General features: G+C 55.4%; 17 protein-coding genes. 10 read left to right on the top strand and 7 right to left on the bottom strand.

The genetic code is table 11. From position 1 onward, the window contains the following. The first annotated feature begins 638 nt into the window (after window positions 1–638). The 9 genes from rpmH to ACQG0T_RS23240 all read left to right on the top strand — a co-directional run bounded on the left by rpmH (window position 639) and on the right by ACQG0T_RS23240 (window position 8,158). Entirely contained in the window at window positions 639–779 is a 141-nt protein-coding gene (gene rpmH, locus ACQG0T_RS23280; protein WP_000831330.1) for a 50S ribosomal protein L34, read from the top strand. A gap of 16 nt (window positions 780–795) precedes the next feature. Beyond that, a complete protein-coding gene (gene rnpA, locus ACQG0T_RS23275) occupies window positions 796–1,155 on the top strand; it encodes a ribonuclease P protein component (protein WP_006808764.1) in 360 nt (119 codons plus the stop codon). Beyond that, window positions 1,119–1,376 carry a membrane protein insertion efficiency factor YidD gene (yidD, locus tag ACQG0T_RS23270; RefSeq protein WP_001307474.1) on the top strand — a complete coding sequence of 86 codons (258 nt, stop codon included), beginning with the start codon at window positions 1,119–1,121 and terminating at the stop codon, window positions 1,374–1,376. The genes rnpA and yidD overlap by 37 nt, the downstream gene beginning before the upstream one ends. Before the next feature lie 2 nt (window positions 1,377–1,378). Then, window positions 1,379–3,022 carry a membrane protein insertase YidC gene (gene yidC, locus ACQG0T_RS23265; RefSeq protein ID WP_003861138.1) on the top strand — a complete coding sequence of 548 codons (1,644 nt, stop codon included), beginning with the start codon at window positions 1,379–1,381 and terminating at the stop codon, window positions 3,020–3,022. 72 nt (window positions 3,023–3,094) lie between these two features. Then, entirely contained in the window at window positions 3,095–4,459 is a 1,365-nt protein-coding gene (gene mnmE, locus ACQG0T_RS23260; RefSeq protein WP_015570136.1) for a tRNA uridine-5-carboxymethylaminomethyl(34) synthesis GTPase MnmE, read from the top strand. Between the two features lie 111 nt (window positions 4,460–4,570). Beyond that, entirely contained in the window at window positions 4,571–5,746 is a 1,176-nt protein-coding gene (locus tag ACQG0T_RS23255; RefSeq protein ID WP_015570137.1) for an MFS transporter, read from the top strand. After that, complete coding sequence (gene yidZ / locus ACQG0T_RS23250; RefSeq protein ID WP_048246633.1) at window positions 5,715–6,686, top strand: HTH-type transcriptional regulator YidZ; 972 nt, start codon at window positions 5,715–5,717, stop codon at window positions 6,684–6,686. Before ACQG0T_RS23255 ends, yidZ begins: the two co-directional genes overlap by 32 nt. 122 nt (window positions 6,687–6,808) lie before the next feature. Then, window positions 6,809–7,555 (top strand): 4'-phosphopantetheinyl transferase family protein, encoded by a 747-nt coding sequence (locus ACQG0T_RS23245; protein WP_017694032.1) that lies wholly within the window; start codon window positions 6,809–6,811, stop codon window positions 7,553–7,555. Window positions 7,556–7,591: 36 nt separating this feature from the next. Next, window positions 7,592–8,158 carry an NADPH-dependent FMN reductase gene (locus ACQG0T_RS23240; protein WP_252051644.1) on the top strand — a complete coding sequence of 189 codons (567 nt, stop codon included), beginning with the start codon at window positions 7,592–7,594 and terminating at the stop codon, window positions 8,156–8,158. Between the two features lie 88 nt (window positions 8,159–8,246). On the opposite strand, the gene adeP is transcribed toward ACQG0T_RS23240, so the two are convergent. Next, on the bottom strand, window positions 8,247–9,584 hold the full coding sequence (adeP, locus tag ACQG0T_RS23235) for an adenine permease AdeP (RefSeq protein ID WP_017383704.1): 1,338 nt from the start codon (window positions 9,582–9,584) through the stop codon (window positions 8,247–8,249). Between the two features lie 165 nt (window positions 9,585–9,749). Between adeP and yieH the strand changes: the two genes are divergently transcribed. After that, window positions 9,750–10,415 (top strand): 6-phosphogluconate phosphatase, encoded by a 666-nt coding sequence (gene yieH / locus ACQG0T_RS23230; protein ID WP_017383705.1) that lies wholly within the window; start codon window positions 9,750–9,752, stop codon window positions 10,413–10,415. A 44-nt stretch (window positions 10,416–10,459) separates the two neighbouring features. On the opposite strand, the gene phoU is transcribed toward yieH, so the two are convergent. From phoU to glmS, 6 genes are all read right to left on the bottom strand, one after another. Further along, complete coding sequence (gene phoU / locus ACQG0T_RS23225) at window positions 10,460–11,185, bottom strand: phosphate signaling complex protein PhoU (protein WP_003861153.1); 726 nt, start codon at window positions 11,183–11,185, stop codon at window positions 10,460–10,462. 26 nt (window positions 11,186–11,211) lie between these two features. Continuing rightward, entirely contained in the window at window positions 11,212–11,985 is a 774-nt protein-coding gene (gene pstB / locus ACQG0T_RS23220; RefSeq protein WP_003861154.1) for a phosphate ABC transporter ATP-binding protein PstB, read from the bottom strand. A gap of 47 nt (window positions 11,986–12,032) precedes the next feature. Next, on the bottom strand, window positions 12,033–12,923 hold the full coding sequence (gene pstA, locus ACQG0T_RS23215) for a phosphate ABC transporter permease PstA (protein WP_003861156.1): 891 nt from the start codon (window positions 12,921–12,923) through the stop codon (window positions 12,033–12,035). Beyond that, window positions 12,923–13,882 carry a phosphate ABC transporter permease PstC gene (gene pstC, locus ACQG0T_RS23210; RefSeq protein WP_015570141.1) on the bottom strand — a complete coding sequence of 320 codons (960 nt, stop codon included), beginning with the start codon at window positions 13,880–13,882 and terminating at the stop codon, window positions 12,923–12,925. Before pstC ends, pstA begins: the two co-directional genes overlap by 1 nt. Before the next feature lie 128 nt (window positions 13,883–14,010). Beyond that, window positions 14,011–15,051 (bottom strand): phosphate ABC transporter substrate-binding protein PstS, encoded by a 1,041-nt coding sequence (gene pstS / locus ACQG0T_RS23205; protein WP_017383706.1) that lies wholly within the window; start codon window positions 15,049–15,051, stop codon window positions 14,011–14,013. A gap of 277 nt (window positions 15,052–15,328) precedes the next feature. Continuing rightward, entirely contained in the window at window positions 15,329–17,158 is a 1,830-nt protein-coding gene (glmS, locus tag ACQG0T_RS23200; RefSeq protein WP_252051642.1) for a glutamine--fructose-6-phosphate transaminase (isomerizing), read from the bottom strand. Between the last annotated feature and the right edge of the window lie 77 nt (window positions 17,159–17,235).

Genomic DNA, 17,235 nt, shown 5'->3' with positions numbered 1-17,235 from the left:
GGCGGACTCCACTCGAACAATAAAAGAAAACTATTGAATATTCATGATTGTTGGCGCACATCGACATGACCCCATCAGGGTGATGTGCGAACCGCTATCTGCGGTTATACACGCTATCGTTGATACAACCTGAACGATGTTGTGTTTATGCCCGACCAGGATCGCTGGATCCCGATCGGGACCGCGGATCATAGCCTAAACTGAGCCAGAGATCTTCTGTTTCTCACAGATTCTTCCCGATTTATCCACAGGAAGATCCGGAATCGGGTAAGTGTAAACGATCCTGACGCGAGTGCCTCGCGATTTAGGCCGCATATTGGAAAATTTAATGAGCACAGACAATTTTTGGCTTAAATGATCTAACGAAGATCCGGGACGATCCTTGCGCTTTATCGTTGAGCCCGTATAATCCTCGACCCGGCGCGTGATGCTCATCTTCCTGCGTCGTCCGCTGCTCATTTTCCACGCGAAAACGTGCGGAAATACACAGGGATTTAAGGAAAGAGAATTGACTCCGGAGTGTACAATTATTACAATCCGGCCTCTTTAATCACCCACGGCTTCGGCGTCCGTCATTCGAAACTCGGTCGGGCATCCGCAAAAGTCATGAATTTTTTCAAGTTTAGGTAGAAATCGCCATGAAACGCACTTTTCAACCGTCTGTACTGAAGCGCAACCGTTCTCACGGCTTCCGTGCTCGTATGGCTACTAAAAATGGTCGTCAGGTTCTGGCACGTCGTCGTGCTAAAGGCCGCGCTCGTCTGACCGTTTCCAAGTAATAAAGCTAACCCCTGAGTGGTTAAGCTCGCATTTCCCAGGGAGTTACGTTTGTTAACTCCCACTCATTTCACTTTCGTCTTCCAGCAGCCATTACGGGCTGGCACGCCGCAAATCACCATCCTCGGCCGCCAAAATTCGCTGGGGCATCCCCGCATCGGTCTCACAGTCGCCAAGAAAAACGTTAAGCGTGCGCATGAACGCAACCGGATTAAACGTCTGACGCGTGAAAGCTTCCGTTTACGTCAGCACGAACTGCCTTCAATGGATTTCGTGGTGGTGGCTAAAAAAGGGGTTGCCGACCTCGATAACCGTGCTCTCTCGGAAGCGTTGGAAAAATTATGGCGCCGCCACTGTCGCCTGGCTCGCGGGTCCTGATAGCCCTCATTCGGGTCTATCAACGCCTGATTAGTCCGCTACTCGGGCCACACTGCCGTTTCACGCCAACATGCTCAAGCTACGGAATTGAGGCATTGCGCAGGTTTGGAGTGATAAAAGGCAGTTGGTTGACGGTGAAACGCGTATTAAAATGCCACCCTTTACACCCAGGTGGAGACGACCCCGTCCCTCCAGGACCTTTTGATACCAGAGAACACTAACGATGGATTCGCAACGCAATCTTCTTATCATCGCTTTGTTGTTCGTGTCTTTCATGATCTGGCAGGCATGGGAGCAGGATAAAAATCCTCAACCCCAGCAGCAGACCACGCAGACCACGACCACCGCAGCGGGTAGCGCCGCCGACCAGGGCGTACCGGCCAGTGGCCAGGGGAAACAGATTACGGTTAAGACCGATGTGCTTGAGCTGACTATCAACACCCGTGGTGGTGATGTTGAGCAGGCGCTGCTGTTGACCTACCCGAAAGAGCTGAAGTCTACCGAACCGTTCCAGTTACTGGAAACTACGCCTGAATTTATCTACCAGGCGCAGAGCGGCCTGACCGGTCGTGATGGCCCGGATAACCCGGCTAACGGTGCGCGTCCACTGTATAACGTCGAGAATGACACGTTTGTGCTGGCTGATGGTCAGAACGAACTGGTTATCCCGATGACCTACACCGACGCGGCAGGCAACACCTTCACCAAAACCTTCACCCTGAAACGCGGTGAGTATGCGGTGAACGTGGGCTACAGCGTACAGAACGCCGGTGCGAAACCACTGGAAATCTCTACCTTTGGTCAGCTGAAGCAGTCCATCAATCTGCCGTCTCACCGTGACACCGGAAGCAGCAACTTTGCGCTGCATACCTTCCGTGGCGCGGCTTACTCCACGCCAGATACCAAGTACGAGAAATACAAATTCGATACCATTGCCGATAACGAAAACCTGAACGTCAGCTCTAAAGGCGGTTGGGTCGCAATGCTGCAACAGTATTTCGCGACGGCGTGGGTACCGAATAACGACGGTACGAACAACTTCTACACCGCGAACCTCGGCAACGGTATTGCAGCCATCGGCTACAAATCTCAGCCGGTTCTGGTGCAGCCGGGTCAAACCGGTAAACTGGCAAGCACCCTGTGGGTCGGCCCGGAAATCCAGGACAAAATGGCTGCCGTTGCGCCGCACCTGGATCTGACCGTCGATTACGGTTGGTTGTGGTTCATCTCTCAGCCGCTGTTTAAGCTGCTGAAGTTCATCCACAGCTTCCTGGGTAACTGGGGCTTCTCCATCATCGTTATCACCTTTATCGTTCGTGGCATCATGTACCCGCTGACTAAAGCGCAGTACACCTCCATGGCGAAGATGCGTATGCTACAGCCGAAGATTCAGGCTATGCGTGAGCGTCTGGGCGATGACAAACAGCGTCAGAGCCAGGAGATGATGGCCCTGTATAAAGCAGAGAAAGTGAACCCACTGGGTGGTTGCTTCCCGCTGCTGATTCAGATGCCAATCTTCCTTGCGCTGTACTACATGCTGATGGGTTCCGTTGAGCTGCGCCACGCGCCGTTCGCTCTGTGGATCCATGACCTGTCCGCACAGGACCCGTACTACATCCTGCCGATCCTGATGGGCGTGACGATGTTCTTCATTCAGAAGATGTCTCCGACCACCGTGACCGACCCGATGCAGCAGAAGATCATGACCTTTATGCCGGTCATCTTCACCGTGTTCTTCCTGTGGTTCCCGTCAGGTCTGGTGCTGTACTATATCGTCAGCAACCTGGTGACCATCATCCAGCAGCAGCTGATTTACCGTGGTCTGGAAAAACGTGGCCTGCATAGCCGCGAAAAGAAAAAGTCCTGATTCGGTAACTTAACGCTAAAATAAGGGCGGTCGATTGACCGCCTTTTTTATTTGTATTGAACGAGAGCAACCATGAGCCATAACGACACTATCGTCGCCCAGGCAACCCCACCGGGACGCGGTGGTGTAGGCATTCTGCGCATCTCCGGCCTGAAGGCGCGTGAGGTGGCCGAAGCGGTGCTGGGTAAACTGCCAAAGCCGCGCTACGCTGATTATCTGCCGTTTAAGGATGCCGACGGCACACCGCTGGACCAGGGCATCGCGCTGTGGTTCCCCGGCCCAAACTCCTTCACCGGCGAAGACGTGCTGGAGCTTCAGGGTCACGGCGGCCCGGTGATCCTCGACCTGCTGTTAAAACGTATTCTGACCCTGCCTGGCCTGCGCATTGCAAAGCCGGGTGAGTTCTCCGAGCGTGCTTTCCTCAACGATAAGCTCGACCTGGCGCAGGCCGAGGCGATTGCCGACCTGATCGACGCCAGTTCCGAACAGGCAGCCCGCTCCGCGCTGAACTCGTTGCAGGGGGCATTTTCCGCACGCGTGAATCACCTTGTGGAAGCACTTACTCACCTGCGAATCTATGTCGAAGCGGCTATCGACTTCCCGGACGAGGAGATCGACTTCCTCTCAGACGGTAAAATTGAAGCTCAGCTCAACCAGGTGATGAACGATCTCGATGCCGTTCGCGCCGAAGCGCGCCAGGGCAGCCTGCTACGTGAAGGAATGAAGGTGGTGATTGCTGGTCGCCCCAATGCCGGAAAATCGAGCCTGCTGAACGCCCTGGCGGGCCGTGAAGCGGCGATCGTGACCGACATAGCCGGCACCACCCGCGATGTCCTGCGCGAGCATATCCATATCGACGGCATGCCGCTGCACATCATCGACACCGCTGGCCTGCGCGATGCGAGCGATGAAGTCGAGCGTATCGGTATCGAACGCGCCTGGCAGGAGATCGAGCAGGCCGACCGCGTGCTGTTTATGGTGGACGGCACCACAACCGACGCCGTTGACCCGGCTGAAATCTGGCCAGACTTTATCGCCCGTCTCCCGGCTAAACTGCCGATCACCGTGGTGCGCAACAAGGCCGACGTTACCGGCGAAACGCTGGGCATCAGCGATGTGAATGGTCACTCACTTATTCGCCTGTCGGCCCGTACCGGTGAAGGCGTGGAAGCCCTGCGTAGCCATCTCAAACAGAGCATGGGCTTCGACACCAGTATGGAGGGCGGCTTCCTGGCACGTCGTCGTCACTTGCAGGCGCTGGAAGAGGCGGCTCGCCACCTTGAGCAGGGTAAAGCCCAGCTGATCGGCGCGTGGGCCGGTGAACTGCTGGCGGAAGAGCTGCGTCTGGCGCAGCAGAACCTGAGCGAGATCACCGGGGAGTTTACGTCGGACGATCTGCTGGGACGGATTTTCTCGAGCTTCTGCATTGGTAAGTAATTCCCGTTAATACAGGGTGATTTCCTCCTGGGAAATCACCATTGTCCAAATGGCAACTCGCTTAATCCCTCCACGCCCCCTATCCTGCTTGCCTGCATCTATGGGGGATTTATGGCTCGTTTTCTGTTCTGTAGTTTTGCGCTGGTTCTGCTGTATCCGTCCGGCATTGATATGTATCTGGTGGGGCTACCGCATATTGCCCGCGATCTGGGCGCCAGCGAGGCGCAGCTGCACATCGCGTTTTCGGCCTACCTCGCGGGAATGGCGTCGTCGATGGTGTTTGCCGGGAAAATCGCGGATAAAGCAGGCCGTCAGCCCGTCGCCATTACGGGTGCAGTTATCTTTGCGCTGGCATCAGTACTGTCTTCAGTAGCTCAGGAAAGCACAATGTTCCTGTCAGGCCGTTTTATCCAGGGCATTGGCGCGGGTGGCTGTTACGTGGTGGCGTTTGCTATTCTTCGCGATACCTTAAGCGCCCAGCGCCGCGCTAAAGTGCTGTCGATGCTGAACGGCATTACCTGCATCATCCCGGTGCTGGCACCGGTTGTAGGCTACCTGATTATGCTTAAATTTCCGTGGCAGAGTCTTTTCTGGACCATGGCCGCAATGGGCGCCATCGTCTTTATCCTGTCCGTGACGGTGCTGAAAGAGACCCATCCCGGTTCGCAACAGCCATATCACACCGCAACCCTCCATCCGGCTGAAAAGCTGATGAATCGCTTTTTCCTGAGTCGGTTGACAATCACCACGCTTAGCGTGGCGGTGATCCTCACCTATGTAAACGTTTCCCCGGTGTTGCTGATGGAGACGATGGGCTTCGATCGCGGTGAGTATTCGACGGTGATGGCGCTAACCGCGATGGTGAGCATGGCGGTTTCATTCTCCACGCCCTTTGCGCTCAACATCTTCCGCCAGCGCACGCTGATGCTCACCTCACAGACGCTGTTCCTCGCCGCAGGCGTGATCCTGGCGACCGCCACCTCACACGCTGTAATGCTGGTGGGCATTACTCTGATCTGCGCCGGATTCTCCGTCGGCTTTGGTGTGGCAATGAGTCAGGCACTTGGCCCGTTTTCATTGCGGGCAGGCGTGGCAAGCTCGGTGCTGGGCATTGCGCAGGTCTGCGGTTCGTCACTGTGGATTTGGCTGGCGGCGGTGATCGGCCTTAACGCGCTGAATATGCTGATCGGGGTTCTGATTGGCTGTAGCATACTCTGCATTACCTTACTTATGGTCATCCAGCCCGCGGCGCACTATGAAGAAGCCCATCAGCAGTCTCGATCTTAATCTTTTACTTTGCCTGCAACTTTTGTTGCAGGAGCGCAGCGTCACCAAAGCCGCGAAGCGGATGAACGTGACGCCGTCCGCGGTGAGTAAATCGCTGGCGAAGCTGCGCGACTGGTTCGACGATCCGCTGTTTGTGAAAACGCCTTTAGGGCTATTGCCCACACCGCTGACGGTGAGTCTGGAACAGGATTTGGCCGACTGGATGCAGATTGGCAACCAGATCCTCGATAAATTCCACCATAGCTCTCCTGGCGGGCTTAAGTTTGTGCTCGCCGCCGAAACACCGCTGATGCTGATCCGCTTTAATGCCCTGCTGGAGCAGGTGAATGAACGCTACCCACAGGCGACGGTGAAGCTGCGCCAATGGGATTACGATTCGCTGGACGCCATTACGCGCGGAGAAGTGGATCTAGGCTTCACCGGGCGTGAAACGCACCCTCGCTCGCGCGAACTGCTAAAGCTGATGCCGTGGTTTATCGACTACGAAATCCTGTTCAGTGACCGTCCGTGCGTGTATTTGCGCGAGGATCATCCCGCGCTCCAGGAAGCATGGGATCTGGAGACGTTTCTGCGCTACCCGCATATCAGCATCTTCTGGGAACGCAGCGACACCTGGGCGCTCGACGAGGTGCTAAGAGAGATGGGTCGGGAGCGTAACATCGCCATGAGTTTGCCCGGTTTTGAACAGTCGATGTTTATGGCGGCCCAGCCGGATCACAACTACATTGCCACTGCGCCGCACTACTGCCATCACTACAATCAACTCCACCAGCGTAATCTGGTCTGTCTGCCCATTCCCATCGATGAGGCGCAGGCAGAAAAGCTCACCGTCCCCTTCACGCTGATCTGGCATAAACGGAACAGCCATAATCCGAAAATCCTCTGGCTGCGCGAGACGATCAAAGCGCTGTATACCGCACCAGGTCAGGTTTTTGCCTAAGATAATGTAAAGTTCGGTGCTCAGGCTTCTCTTATTTCCATTTACTGATTAAAACAGAAGCTGAGTTAAGCGATAATCATGTAACCGTTTAACCGACTACGACCATTATCAAGGAGCGAAAAATGGCTACGCACTTTGCACGAGGAACATTAACGGAAGGGCATCTCGTATCGGCCAGACTTTCTTCAGCCTGTCACAGTGAGGCGCTCAAACTACCTGAACACCGCAGGACGCGGTTTTTAGCTTCCCGAGCGCTCCTCGCAGAACTGCTTTTTATGCTCTACGGCACCAGCGAATTACCGGACATACTCACCCAGCCAGAAGGTCGCCCGGTTTTTGCGGACCCGGCACTCCCCCATTTTTCCATTGCGTACACCGGCAACATTGTTGGCGTCGCGCTGACGACGGAAGGTGATTGCGGCCTGGATATGGAGCTACAACGCGTCACGCGCAGCTTCCATGGTGCTAACGCGCTCGATGAATACCCGCTCTCCAGCAATGAAAAGCTGTGGATACGTAACCAGAACGACCCCGTTGAAGCCAGAGCGCAGCTCATCACCCTTCGCCAGAGCATCCGCAAACTGAGCGGCGCGGCGTCAGACGACGCCAGCCTGTTGCAGCTGCTCCCCGGCTCCGGACGCCTGCGCGCGACAAAAGCCTCGCTGGTAGAGGCACTCTGCGACGCTGAGGACGTACTGATCTGGTCCGTTGCGGTGACCCCCGCCATCGAACGGCTGAAAATCTGGGAGTTTGACAGCACTCGCGGTTGGCGTAGTCTTCCGGATGTACCTGAGCGCGCCAACGAGCCCGCCGCGCGCCTGATGCGATTAACCAGTTTACCGGCAGAAAAAGCATACACCCATAGCTGATCCGTCCAGGATCATCATGATGAAACAGGAGTAATCATGTCTGATACGTTGAAAGTTGTTACGTTACTGGGAAGCCTGCGCAAAGGTTCTTTTAACGGGATGGTTGCCCGTACGCTGCCGCAGCTGGCGCCTGCGGGAATGGAGATCAGTGCCCTGCCGTCCATTGGCGACATCCCGCTTTATGATGCTGACGTTCAGCAGGAAGAAGGGTTCCCGCAGAGTGTGGAAGCGATAGCCGAGCAAATCCGTCAGGCTGACGGCGTGGTGATTGTGACGCCTGAGTATAACTACTCGGTGCCGGGTGGTCTGAAGAACGCCATTGACTGGCTGTCCCGTTTACCGGAGCAGCCGCTGTCTGGTAAACCTGTGCTGATCCAGACCAGCTCAATGGGCGCCATCGGCGGCGCGCGCTGCCAGTATCACCTGCGTCAGATCCTGGTGTTCCTGGATGCGATGGTGATGAACAAGCCGGAATTTATGGGCGGCGTGATTCAGAACAAGGTCGACCCGCAGACGGGTGAAGTGGTGGATCAGAGTACGCGTGACCATCTCTCTGGCCAGCTGACCGCGTTTAGGGATTATATTAAGCGGGTGAAGGCCTGATAAAAAAGCCCGGTGGCGCTAGCGCTTACCGGGCCTACATTCGTCAGTAGGTCAGGTAAGCGAAGCGCCACCTGACACCACCAGCATCTTAGTGTGCATCAATAAACACAATCTTCAGCACAAACAGCAGCGCCACAATAATCACGCACGGGCTAAGTTCGCGGAAGCGGCCGGTACCGATCTTCATCACGCAGTAAGAGATAAAGCCCAGCGCGATACCTTCGGTGATCGAGAAGCTGAACGGCATCATCACCGCGGTAATAAATGCCGGAACGGCTTCCGTCAGATCTTCCCACTTCACGCGCGCCAGGCTTGAGGTCATCAGCACGCCGACGTAGATCAGCGCGCCGGCTGCCGCGTATGGTGGCACCATCCCCGCCAGCGGAGAGAGGAAGATCACCAGCAGGAACAGCAGACCCACAACTACCGCCGTCAGGCCGGTACGACCGCCCACGGACACACCGGAAGAGGATTCAATGTAAGCGGTAACAGACGAGGTACCGATGAAAGAGCCAGCAACGGAAGAGATGCTATCCACATACAGCGCCTGCTTCATGCGCGGGAATTTGCCTTTTTCATCTGCCAGACCCGCTTTGTCGGTCACGCCAATCAGCGTACCGGAGGAGTCAAACAGGTTGACCAGCATGAAGGAGAAAATCACCCCGGCCAGTCCCAGGTTCAGCGAGCCCGCCAGATCAACGTGGCCAATCACGGTAGAGACGCTCGGTGGCGCAGAGACGATACCGTTGTAATGCACGTCACCCAGCATCCAGCCCAGCAGCGTGGTCACAATGATAGAGACCAGCACCGCAGCATGGATATTGCGCGATGCCAGGATCGCGATGATAAAGAAGCCCAGCACGCCCAGCAGCACGCTGTGAGAGGTCAGGTTACCAATGCTCACCAGCGTTTCCGGGTTCGCCACGATAACGCCAGCGTTTTTCAGCCCCATCATGCCGATGAACAGACCGATACCGCTGGTGATGCCCACGCGCAGGCTCACGGGAATGTTCGCAATCATCCAGTAGCGCACGCGGAAGATGGTCAGCAGCAGCAGGCCGACCGCGCCCCAGAAAATAGCGCCCATCCCAACCTGCCACGGCAGGCCCATCGCCTGAACCACCACGAACGCAAAGAACGCATTCAGACCCATTGCCGGGGCCAGCGCCACGGGCAGATTAGCGAAAACGCCCATCAGGATGCTGCCAAGGGCCGCGATCAGACAGGTGGTTACAAAGACGGCGCTGGTGTCCATGCCAGCTACGCCCAGAATTTGCGGGTTAACGAAAACGATATAGACCATCGTCAGGAAGGTAGTAAAACCGGCGATCACTTCGGTGCGTGCCGTTGTGCCGTGCTCGCGCAGTTTGAACACGCGCTCAAGCAGCCCCTGACCAGATGTCTGGGTAGTGTGTTGTTGACTCATCATCAATTTCCGAACAAGGAGGGAAAATTCGTCGCTATCCTATACCAAAATGCGACAATAGTGGCGGTTACGGGATACTTTTTTCATTGATTTTGCTTATACGGCAACGATTGCGTCCCGGTGAACTGCCGTACGAAAACGTTAAACTTGTTAAAAGGGAAAGGCATGTCCGGAATTGAAGCGGTATTTTTCGACTGTGACGGTACGCTGGTCGACAGTGAGGTCATTTGTTCCCGCGCGTATGTCGCCATGTTCCAGGAATTTGGTATTACGCTCGATCTCGAAGAGGTGTTTAAACGCTTTAAGGGCGTGAAGCTGTACGAGATCATCGACATCATTAACGAAGAGCACGGGGTGGATCTGGTGAAAGCGGATCTGGAACCGGTGTACCGCGCCGAGGTCGCACGCCTCTTCGACGCCGAGCTGGAAGTTATCGCCGGCGCTAACGCGCTGCTGGATGCGATGACGGTGCCGATCTGCGTAGTCTCTAACGGCCCGGTCAGCAAAATGCAGCACTCGCTCGGCAAGCTGGAGATGTTGCACCACTTCCCGGAAAAACTGTTCAGCGGCTACGATATCCAGCGCTGGAAGCCCGATCCGGCGCTGATGTTCCACGCGGCGAAGGCGATGAACGTCAACGTGGAGAACTGCATTCTGGTGGATGACTCATCTGCCGGCGCGCAGTCAGGGATTGATGCGGGGATGGAGGTGTTTTACTTCTGCGCCGATCCGCACAACAAGCCGATCGACCATCCAAAAGTGACAACCTTTACCGATCTGGCGCAACTGCCAGCGTTGTGGAAGGCGCGCGGGTGGGATATTACGCGTTGAATTAACGTAGGGCGGGTAAGCGTTAGCGCCACCCGCCACACATATCACTCTTTCGGATCTTTACCCGCCAGCAGCTTGTCCAGCTCGTCGCCGCCCACGTGTCGGAAATCCTGCCCCTTCACGAAATAGAAAATGTATTCACAAATGTTCTGGCAACGGTCACCGATACGCTCGATGGAGCGCGCGCAGAACAGCGCGGTCAGTACGCTTGGAATGGTACGTGAATCTTCCATCATGTAGGTCATCAGCTGACGCACAATGCCTTCGTATTCCTGGTCAACTTTCTTGTCTTCACGGTAGATACGGACCGCTTCGTCCAGATCCATGCGCGCGAAAGCGTCCAGCACGTCGTGCAGCATCTGCACGGTGTGGCGACCGAGAGACTCCAGGCTCACCAGCAGCGGCTGGTGCTGCTGGGAGAATTTCTCCAGCGCGGTACGGCAGATTTTATCCGCCACGTCACCGATACGCTCCAGCTCGGCGATGGTTTTGATGATCGCCATCACCAGACGCAGGTCGCTCGCCGTCGGCTGACGCTTCGCAATGATGCGCACGCAGGCTTCGTCGATGGCGACTTCCATCATATTGACGTTGTGGTCGCCTTCAATAACGCGCTTAGCCAGCTCGCTGTCCTGGTTGTGCATCGCCGTGATCGCGTCAGAAAGCTGCTGCTCGACCATGCCGCCCATGGTCATCACCTGGGTGCGAATGCTTTCCAGTTCTGCGTTAAACTGGCCGGAAATGTGTTTATTAAGATTGAGGTTGTCCATGGTTTCTCCACATGCACTAAGGCAAATCAACCGTAGCGGCCAGTAATATAATCTTCGGTTTGTTTCTTCGCCGGACGAGTGAACAGCGCGTCCGTATCGCTGAACTCAATCAACTCGCCCAGGTACATAAACGCCGTGTGGTCAGAACAACGTGCAGCCTGCTGCATGTTGTGGGTCACGATCACCACGGTGTAATCCTGCTTCAGCTCGGTGATCAGCTCTTCGATACGCCCGGTTGAGATCGGGTCCAGGGCTGAGCACGGCTCATCCAGCAGCAAGACTTCCGGGCGAATGGCGATACCGCGCGCAATGCACAGACGCTGCTGCTGACCACCGGAGAGAGAGTACCCACTCTGGTGAAGTTTATCTTTGGTTTCGTTCCATAATGCGGCCTTGGTCAATGCCCACTGCACGCGCTCGTCCATATCCGCACGGGAGAGCTTCTCAAACAGACGCACACCAAAGGCGATGTTGTCATAGATCGACATCGGGAACGGCGTGGGTTTCTGGAATACCATCCCCACTTTCGCACGCAGCAGGGCGATATCCTGGGTATTGGTCAGGATGTTGTCACCGTCCAGCAGAATTTCACCTTCTGCGCGCTGCTCCGGATAGAGCGAATACATTTTGTTAAAGGTGCGCAGCAGCGTGGATTTGCCACAGCCGGACGGACCGATGAATGCCGTTACCTGGTTCTTTGCGATATCCAGGTTGATATTCTTCAGGGCATGGAATTTGCCGTAGTAGAAGTTCAAATCACGAACCTGAATCTTACCCGGGGCAGTATCAACCATACTCATTGACTCATTTCCTCATTCGGCGCCGCGATGTGCCGCGCCGTAAAAATTTAACCGTGTTTCTTCTTCGCGAAAATGACGCGCGCCAGAATGTTCAGCAACAGTACGCAAAGGGTGATGATCAGCACCCCGGCCCAGGCCAGCTGCTGCCATTCCGCGAATGGGCTCATCGCAAATTTAAAGATCGTCACCGGCAGGTTGGCGATCGGCTGCATCATGTCCGTGCTCCAGAACTGATTGGAGAGGGCGGTAAACAGCAGCGGTGCGGTTTCACCGGCGATACGGGCGATAGCCAGCAGGATACCGGTCATGATCCCCGAGACGGACGCTTTCAGGGTGATCGCCGAAATCATCTTCCATTTAGGCGTACCCAGCGCGTAAGCCGCTTCACGCAGGCTGTCCGGCACCAGTTTCAGCATGTTTTCAGTGGTACGAATAACGATAGGCACCTGCAACAGCGCCAGCGCAATCACACCCGCCCAGCCGGAGAAGTGTTCCATTTGCGCCACCACGATGGTGTAAACAAACAGACCCACGACAATCGACGGGGCAGAAAGCAGAATGTCGTTAATGAAGCGGATGACTTCAGCGATCCAGGACTTGCGGCCATATTCCGCCAGATAGATACCCGCCATGATGCCCAACGGCGTACCGAAAACGGTCGCCCACAGGATCAACAGGCCGCTGCCCGCCAGAGCGTTTGCCAGACCACCACCCGCCGTGTTCGGCGGCGGCGTCATCTCGGTGAACAGCGCCAGGGACATTCCATCAATACCCCGGGTGATGGTGGACATCAGGATCCAGATCAGCCAGAACAGGCCGAACGCCATCGTCGCCATGGAAAGCGTCAACGCAATGCGGTTTTTAATCCGGCGCTTTGACTGCATTTTGCGACGGGATTCCGCAAGCTGAGCGGTATTTTGCATGTCGAGAGTCGCCATTAGCGTGCCCCCTCGTTTTTAGCCAGACGCATAATCATCAGCTTGGAGATAGCCAGCACAATAAAGGTGATAACAAACAGGATCAGGCCCAGTTCCATCAGCGCCGCAACGTGCAGCCCGGATTCCGCTTCGGCAAATTCGTTCGCCAGCGCAGAGGTAATACTGTTCCCAGGCATATAGAGCGAGGCGCTGTCGAGCTGGTAGGTGTTGCCGATGATAAAGGTGACCGCCATGGTTTCACCCAGCGCGCGGCCTAAGCCCAGCATAATGCCGCCAATCACCCCATTTTTGGTGAACGGAAGGACGATGCGCCAGATAACTTCCCAGGTGGTGCAGCCGATGCCGTAGGCGGACTCTTTCATCATCACCGGGGTTTGTTCGAAGACATCGCGCATGACCGCCGCAATGTACGGAATAATCATGATGGCGAGGATCACACCTGCCGCCAGAATGCCGATACCGAATGCCGGGCCGGAGAACAGCGCCCCCACAAACGGAATGGCAGAGAGAACGTTACCGACCGGCTCCTGGAAGTACGTCGCAAACAGCGGCGCGAAGATAAACAGGCCCCACATGCCGTAAACGATACTTGGGATGGCCGCCAGCAGTTCAATGGCGATACCCAGCGGACGTCGCAGCCAGCCTGGCGCCAGTTCCGTCAGGAACAGGGCAATACCGAAGCTCACCGGAACCGCAATCAGCAGGGCGATAAAAGAGGTCACCAGCGTGCCGTAAATCGGCACCAGCGCACCGTAAATATCGTTCGGCGCATCCCACTCTTTGGTCCACAGGAAGGCGAAACCAAATTTTTGAATGCTCGGCCAGGAGGAGAAAATCAGGGACACGATAATGCCGCCCAGCAGCAATAGCACAATCAGCGCAGCCAGTTTCACCAGCGCGCTGAAAATCATGTCACCTTTTTTACCCGGAGGGTTAAATGCAGGCTTGGTTGCAGCCATAAATTACTCTTCTGTTTGAGACGTTTTTACGAATATGCCCGGTGGCGCTGACGCTTACCGGGCCTACAGAGTAAACCGTAGGGCGGGATCGCTGCGCGCCACCCGCCATCTTCGTTAAATATATCCTGTTAGTACAGCGCTTTACCGCTGCTGTCTTTCACGTTGGTTTTCCATGCAGCACGGATCTGCTCAACCACGCTGTCTGGCAGGCTGGCGTAATCCAGATCGTTAGCCTGTTTGCCGCCATTTTTATATGCCCAGTCGAAGAACTTCAGCACTTCAGCACCCTGCTCAGGTTTCTTCTGCTCTTTGTGGACCAGAATGAAGGTGGTAGACGTGATAGGCCATGCATCGTCGCCTTTCTGGTTGGTCAGGTCCTGCGCGAAGGATTTGCTCCAGTCAGCGCCTTTCGCGGCGTTGGCGAAGTTCTCTTCGGTCGGGCTAACCGGTTTGCCGTCGGCAGAAACCAGTTTGGTGTAAGCCAGGTTGTTCTGCTTAGCGTAAGCGTATTCTACGTAGCCGATAGAGCCAGGCAGACGCTGTACGAAGGCTGCGATACCGTCGTTGCCTTTACCGCCCAGACCGGTTGGCCAGTTAACGGTAGAGCCGGAACCGACTTTAGATTTCCACTCTTCGTTCACTTTCGCCAGGTAGCTGGTGAACACGAAAGAGGTACCAGAGCCGTCAGCACGACGAACCACAGCGATATTCTGCGAAGGCAGCTTAACGCCCGGGTTCAGCTTAGTGATGGCTTCGTCATCCCATTTTTTGATTTTGCCCAGGTAGATGTCACCCAGGGTTTTGCCGTCCAGCACCAGCTCGCCTGATTTCAGGCCAGGGATGTTAACAGCCAGCACAACGCCGCCGATCACGGTCGGGAACTGGAACAGGCCTTCCTGATTCAGTTTCTCATCAGACAGCGGAGCGTCGGATGCGCCGAAATCAACGGTATTCGCGGTAATTTGTTTTACGCCACCGGAGGAGCCGATACCCTGATAGTTGACCTTGTTACCGGTCTCTTTCTGGTAGGTATCCGCCCATTTGGCATACACCGGCGCAGGGAAGGTTGCACCAGCGCCAGTCAGGCTTGCTGCTGCAAAGGCAGAGAAAGCGCTCATTGATAAGGTCGCGGCGACAACAGTTGCGACAGTGGTACGCATAACTTTCATAATGTCTCCTGCAAGGATTTCGTAAATCATTGTTTAAGTGGCTACGATGAGCAAAATAGGACAAACAGGTGACAGATAAATGTACGAAATATGACAGTTTTATGACAAAGAAAGTTTCACTTAAAGAAAACCAAAAAGATCTTTAATTATCATCCACTTAAATGGTAACGTGACGGCAGGATTTCAGTAATATTTTCTTTATGTGACACTGAAAAAATAGCTGAAAATGACAGGTTGTCATAAAAAAAACTCCACCCGAAGGTGGAGTCTGAAGGAGTTATTCTACGGTAACAGACTTCGCCAGATTTCGCGGCTGGTCAACGTCGGTGCCTTTGATCAGCGCGACGTGATAAGCCAGCAGTTGCAGCGGAACGGTATAGAAGATCGGCGCAATCACCTCTTCCACATGCGGCATCTCGATGATGTGCATGTTGTCGCTGCTGGCGAAACCGGCATCTTTATCCGCAAAGACGTACAGAACACCACCACGGGCGCGCACTTCTTCGATGTTAGATTTCAGTTTTTCCAGCAGTTCGTTGTTCGGTGCCACCACGATAACCGGCATATCCGCGTCGATCAGCGCCAGCGGGCCATGTTTCAGTTCACCTGCCGCATAAGCTTCAGCGTGAATGTAAGAGATCTCTTTCAGCTTCAGTGCGCCTTCCAGCGCAATCGGATACTGATCGCCACGCCCCAGGAACAGGGAGTGATGTTTGTCAGAGAAATCTTCCGCCAGCGCCTCAATGCGTTTGTCCTGAGACAGCATCTGCTCGATACGGCTCGGCAGCGCCTGAAGGCCATGCACGATGTCGTGTTCAACGGAGGCATCCAGACCTTTCAGACGCGCCAGTTTCGCCACCAGCATCAGCAGAACGGTCAGCTGAGTGGTGAACGCCTTGGTGGAAGCCACGCCAATTTCAGTACCGGCTTTGGTCATCAGCGCCAGATCGGATTCACGTACCAGCGAAGAGCCCGGCACGTTACAGATGGCCAGCGAGCCCAGGTAACCCAATTCTTTAGACAGACGCAGCGCCGCCAGGGTATCAGCCGTTTCGCCAGACTGAGAAAGGGTGATCATCAGGCTGTTACGACGCACCGCAGATTTGCGGTAGCGGAACTCAGACGCGATTTCCACATCACACGGCACGCCCGCCAGGGATTCAAACCAGTAGCGCGAGACCATACCGGAGTTATAAGAGGTACCGCAGGCCACGATCTGAATGTGCTCGACTTTGCCCAGCAGTTCGTTGGCATTGGCGCCCAGCTCGCTCAGATCCACTTCGCCGTGGCTGATGCGCCCGGTCAGGGTGTTTTTAATGGCGTTTGGCTGTTCGTAGATCTCTTTCTGCATGTAGTGACGGTAAGCACCTTTGTCGCCCGCGTCGTATTGCAGGTTTGATTCGATCTCCTGACGCTTAACCTGCTCGCCTTTCGTGTCGAATACGGTCACGCTGCGACGTGTCACCTCGGCAATGTCTCCCTCTTCCAGGAAGATAAAGCGACGGGTAACCGGCAACAGCGCCAGCTGGTCGGAAGCGATAAAGTTTTCACCCATGCCCAGACCAATCACCATCGGACTACCGGAACGCGCGGCCAGCAGCATGGACGGGTCGCGGGAATCCATGATCACCGTACCGTAAGCACCACGCAGCTGAGGGATAGCGCGCAGCACCGCATCACGCAGTGTACCGCCCTTTGCCAGCTCCCAGTGCACCAGGTGAGCAATCACTTCGGTGTCGGTTTCAGAGACGAAGGTATAGCCGCGCGCTTTCAGTTCTTCACGCAGCGGTTCGTGGTTTTCGATAATGCCGTTATGCACCACCACAATGTGTTCAGACACATGCGGGTGTGCGTTGCCTTCAGATGGCTCACCGTGGGTCGCCCAGCGGGTATGTGCAATACCGGTGCCACCGTGCAGCGGATGTTCTTCCGCAGCCTGGGCCAGCATCTGCACTTTACCGAGACGACGCAGACGGGTCATATGACCTTCTGCATCGACCACAGCCAGACCGGCTGAGTCGTAACCACGGTATTCCAGACGACGTAAACCTTCGAGAAGGATTTCAGCAATATCACGCTGCGCAACTGCGCCAACAATTCCACACATAGTTAGATTTCCTTATTATGGCGTTATGCCATGCGTTGTCGCTGACCTGTATTTGCCCTTTCCGGGCGCCCCGAGCC

The organism is Enterobacter cloacae complex sp. 302F9 (assembly GCF_050030335.1).
Lineage (GTDB): Bacteria > Pseudomonadota > Gammaproteobacteria > Enterobacterales > Enterobacteriaceae > Enterobacter > Enterobacter hormaechei_C.
The sequence above is the reverse complement of the archived record's forward strand: the minus strand, read 5'-3'. Positions and strand labels throughout refer to the sequence as shown.

Coding starts and splice junctions, on each gene's coding strand:
- rpmH (WP_000831330.1), top strand. CDS start 639: ATGAAACGCACTTTTCAACCGTCTGTACTGAAGCGCAACCGTTCTCAC.
- yidD (WP_001307474.1), top strand. CDS start 1,119: ATGGCGCCGCCACTGTCGCCTGGCTCGCGGGTCCTGATAGCCCTCATT.
- yidC (WP_003861138.1), top strand. CDS start 1,379: ATGGATTCGCAACGCAATCTTCTTATCATCGCTTTGTTGTTCGTGTCT.
- mnmE (WP_015570136.1), top strand. CDS start 3,095: ATGAGCCATAACGACACTATCGTCGCCCAGGCAACCCCACCGGGACGC.
- ACQG0T_RS23255 (WP_015570137.1), top strand. CDS start 4,571: ATGGCTCGTTTTCTGTTCTGTAGTTTTGCGCTGGTTCTGCTGTATCCG.
- yidZ (WP_048246633.1), top strand. CDS start 5,715: ATGAAGAAGCCCATCAGCAGTCTCGATCTTAATCTTTTACTTTGCCTG.
- ACQG0T_RS23245 (WP_017694032.1), top strand. CDS start 6,809: ATGGCTACGCACTTTGCACGAGGAACATTAACGGAAGGGCATCTCGTA.
- ACQG0T_RS23240 (WP_252051644.1), top strand. CDS start 7,592: ATGTCTGATACGTTGAAAGTTGTTACGTTACTGGGAAGCCTGCGCAAA.
- adeP (WP_017383704.1), bottom strand. CDS start 9,584: ATGAGTCAACAACACACTACCCAGACATCTGGTCAGGGGCTGCTTGAG.
- yieH (WP_017383705.1), top strand. CDS start 9,750: ATGTCCGGAATTGAAGCGGTATTTTTCGACTGTGACGGTACGCTGGTC.
- phoU (WP_003861153.1), bottom strand. CDS start 11,185: ATGGACAACCTCAATCTTAATAAACACATTTCCGGCCAGTTTAACGCA.
- pstB (WP_003861154.1), bottom strand. CDS start 11,985: ATGAGTATGGTTGATACTGCCCCGGGTAAGATTCAGGTTCGTGATTTG.
- pstA (WP_003861156.1), bottom strand. CDS start 12,923: ATGGCGACTCTCGACATGCAAAATACCGCTCAGCTTGCGGAATCCCGT.
- pstC (WP_015570141.1), bottom strand. CDS start 13,882: ATGGCTGCAACCAAGCCTGCATTTAACCCTCCGGGTAAAAAAGGTGAC.
- pstS (WP_017383706.1), bottom strand. CDS start 15,051: ATGAAAGTTATGCGTACCACTGTCGCAACTGTTGTCGCCGCGACCTTA.
- glmS (WP_252051642.1), bottom strand. CDS start 17,158: ATGTGTGGAATTGTTGGCGCAGTTGCGCAGCGTGATATTGCTGAAATC.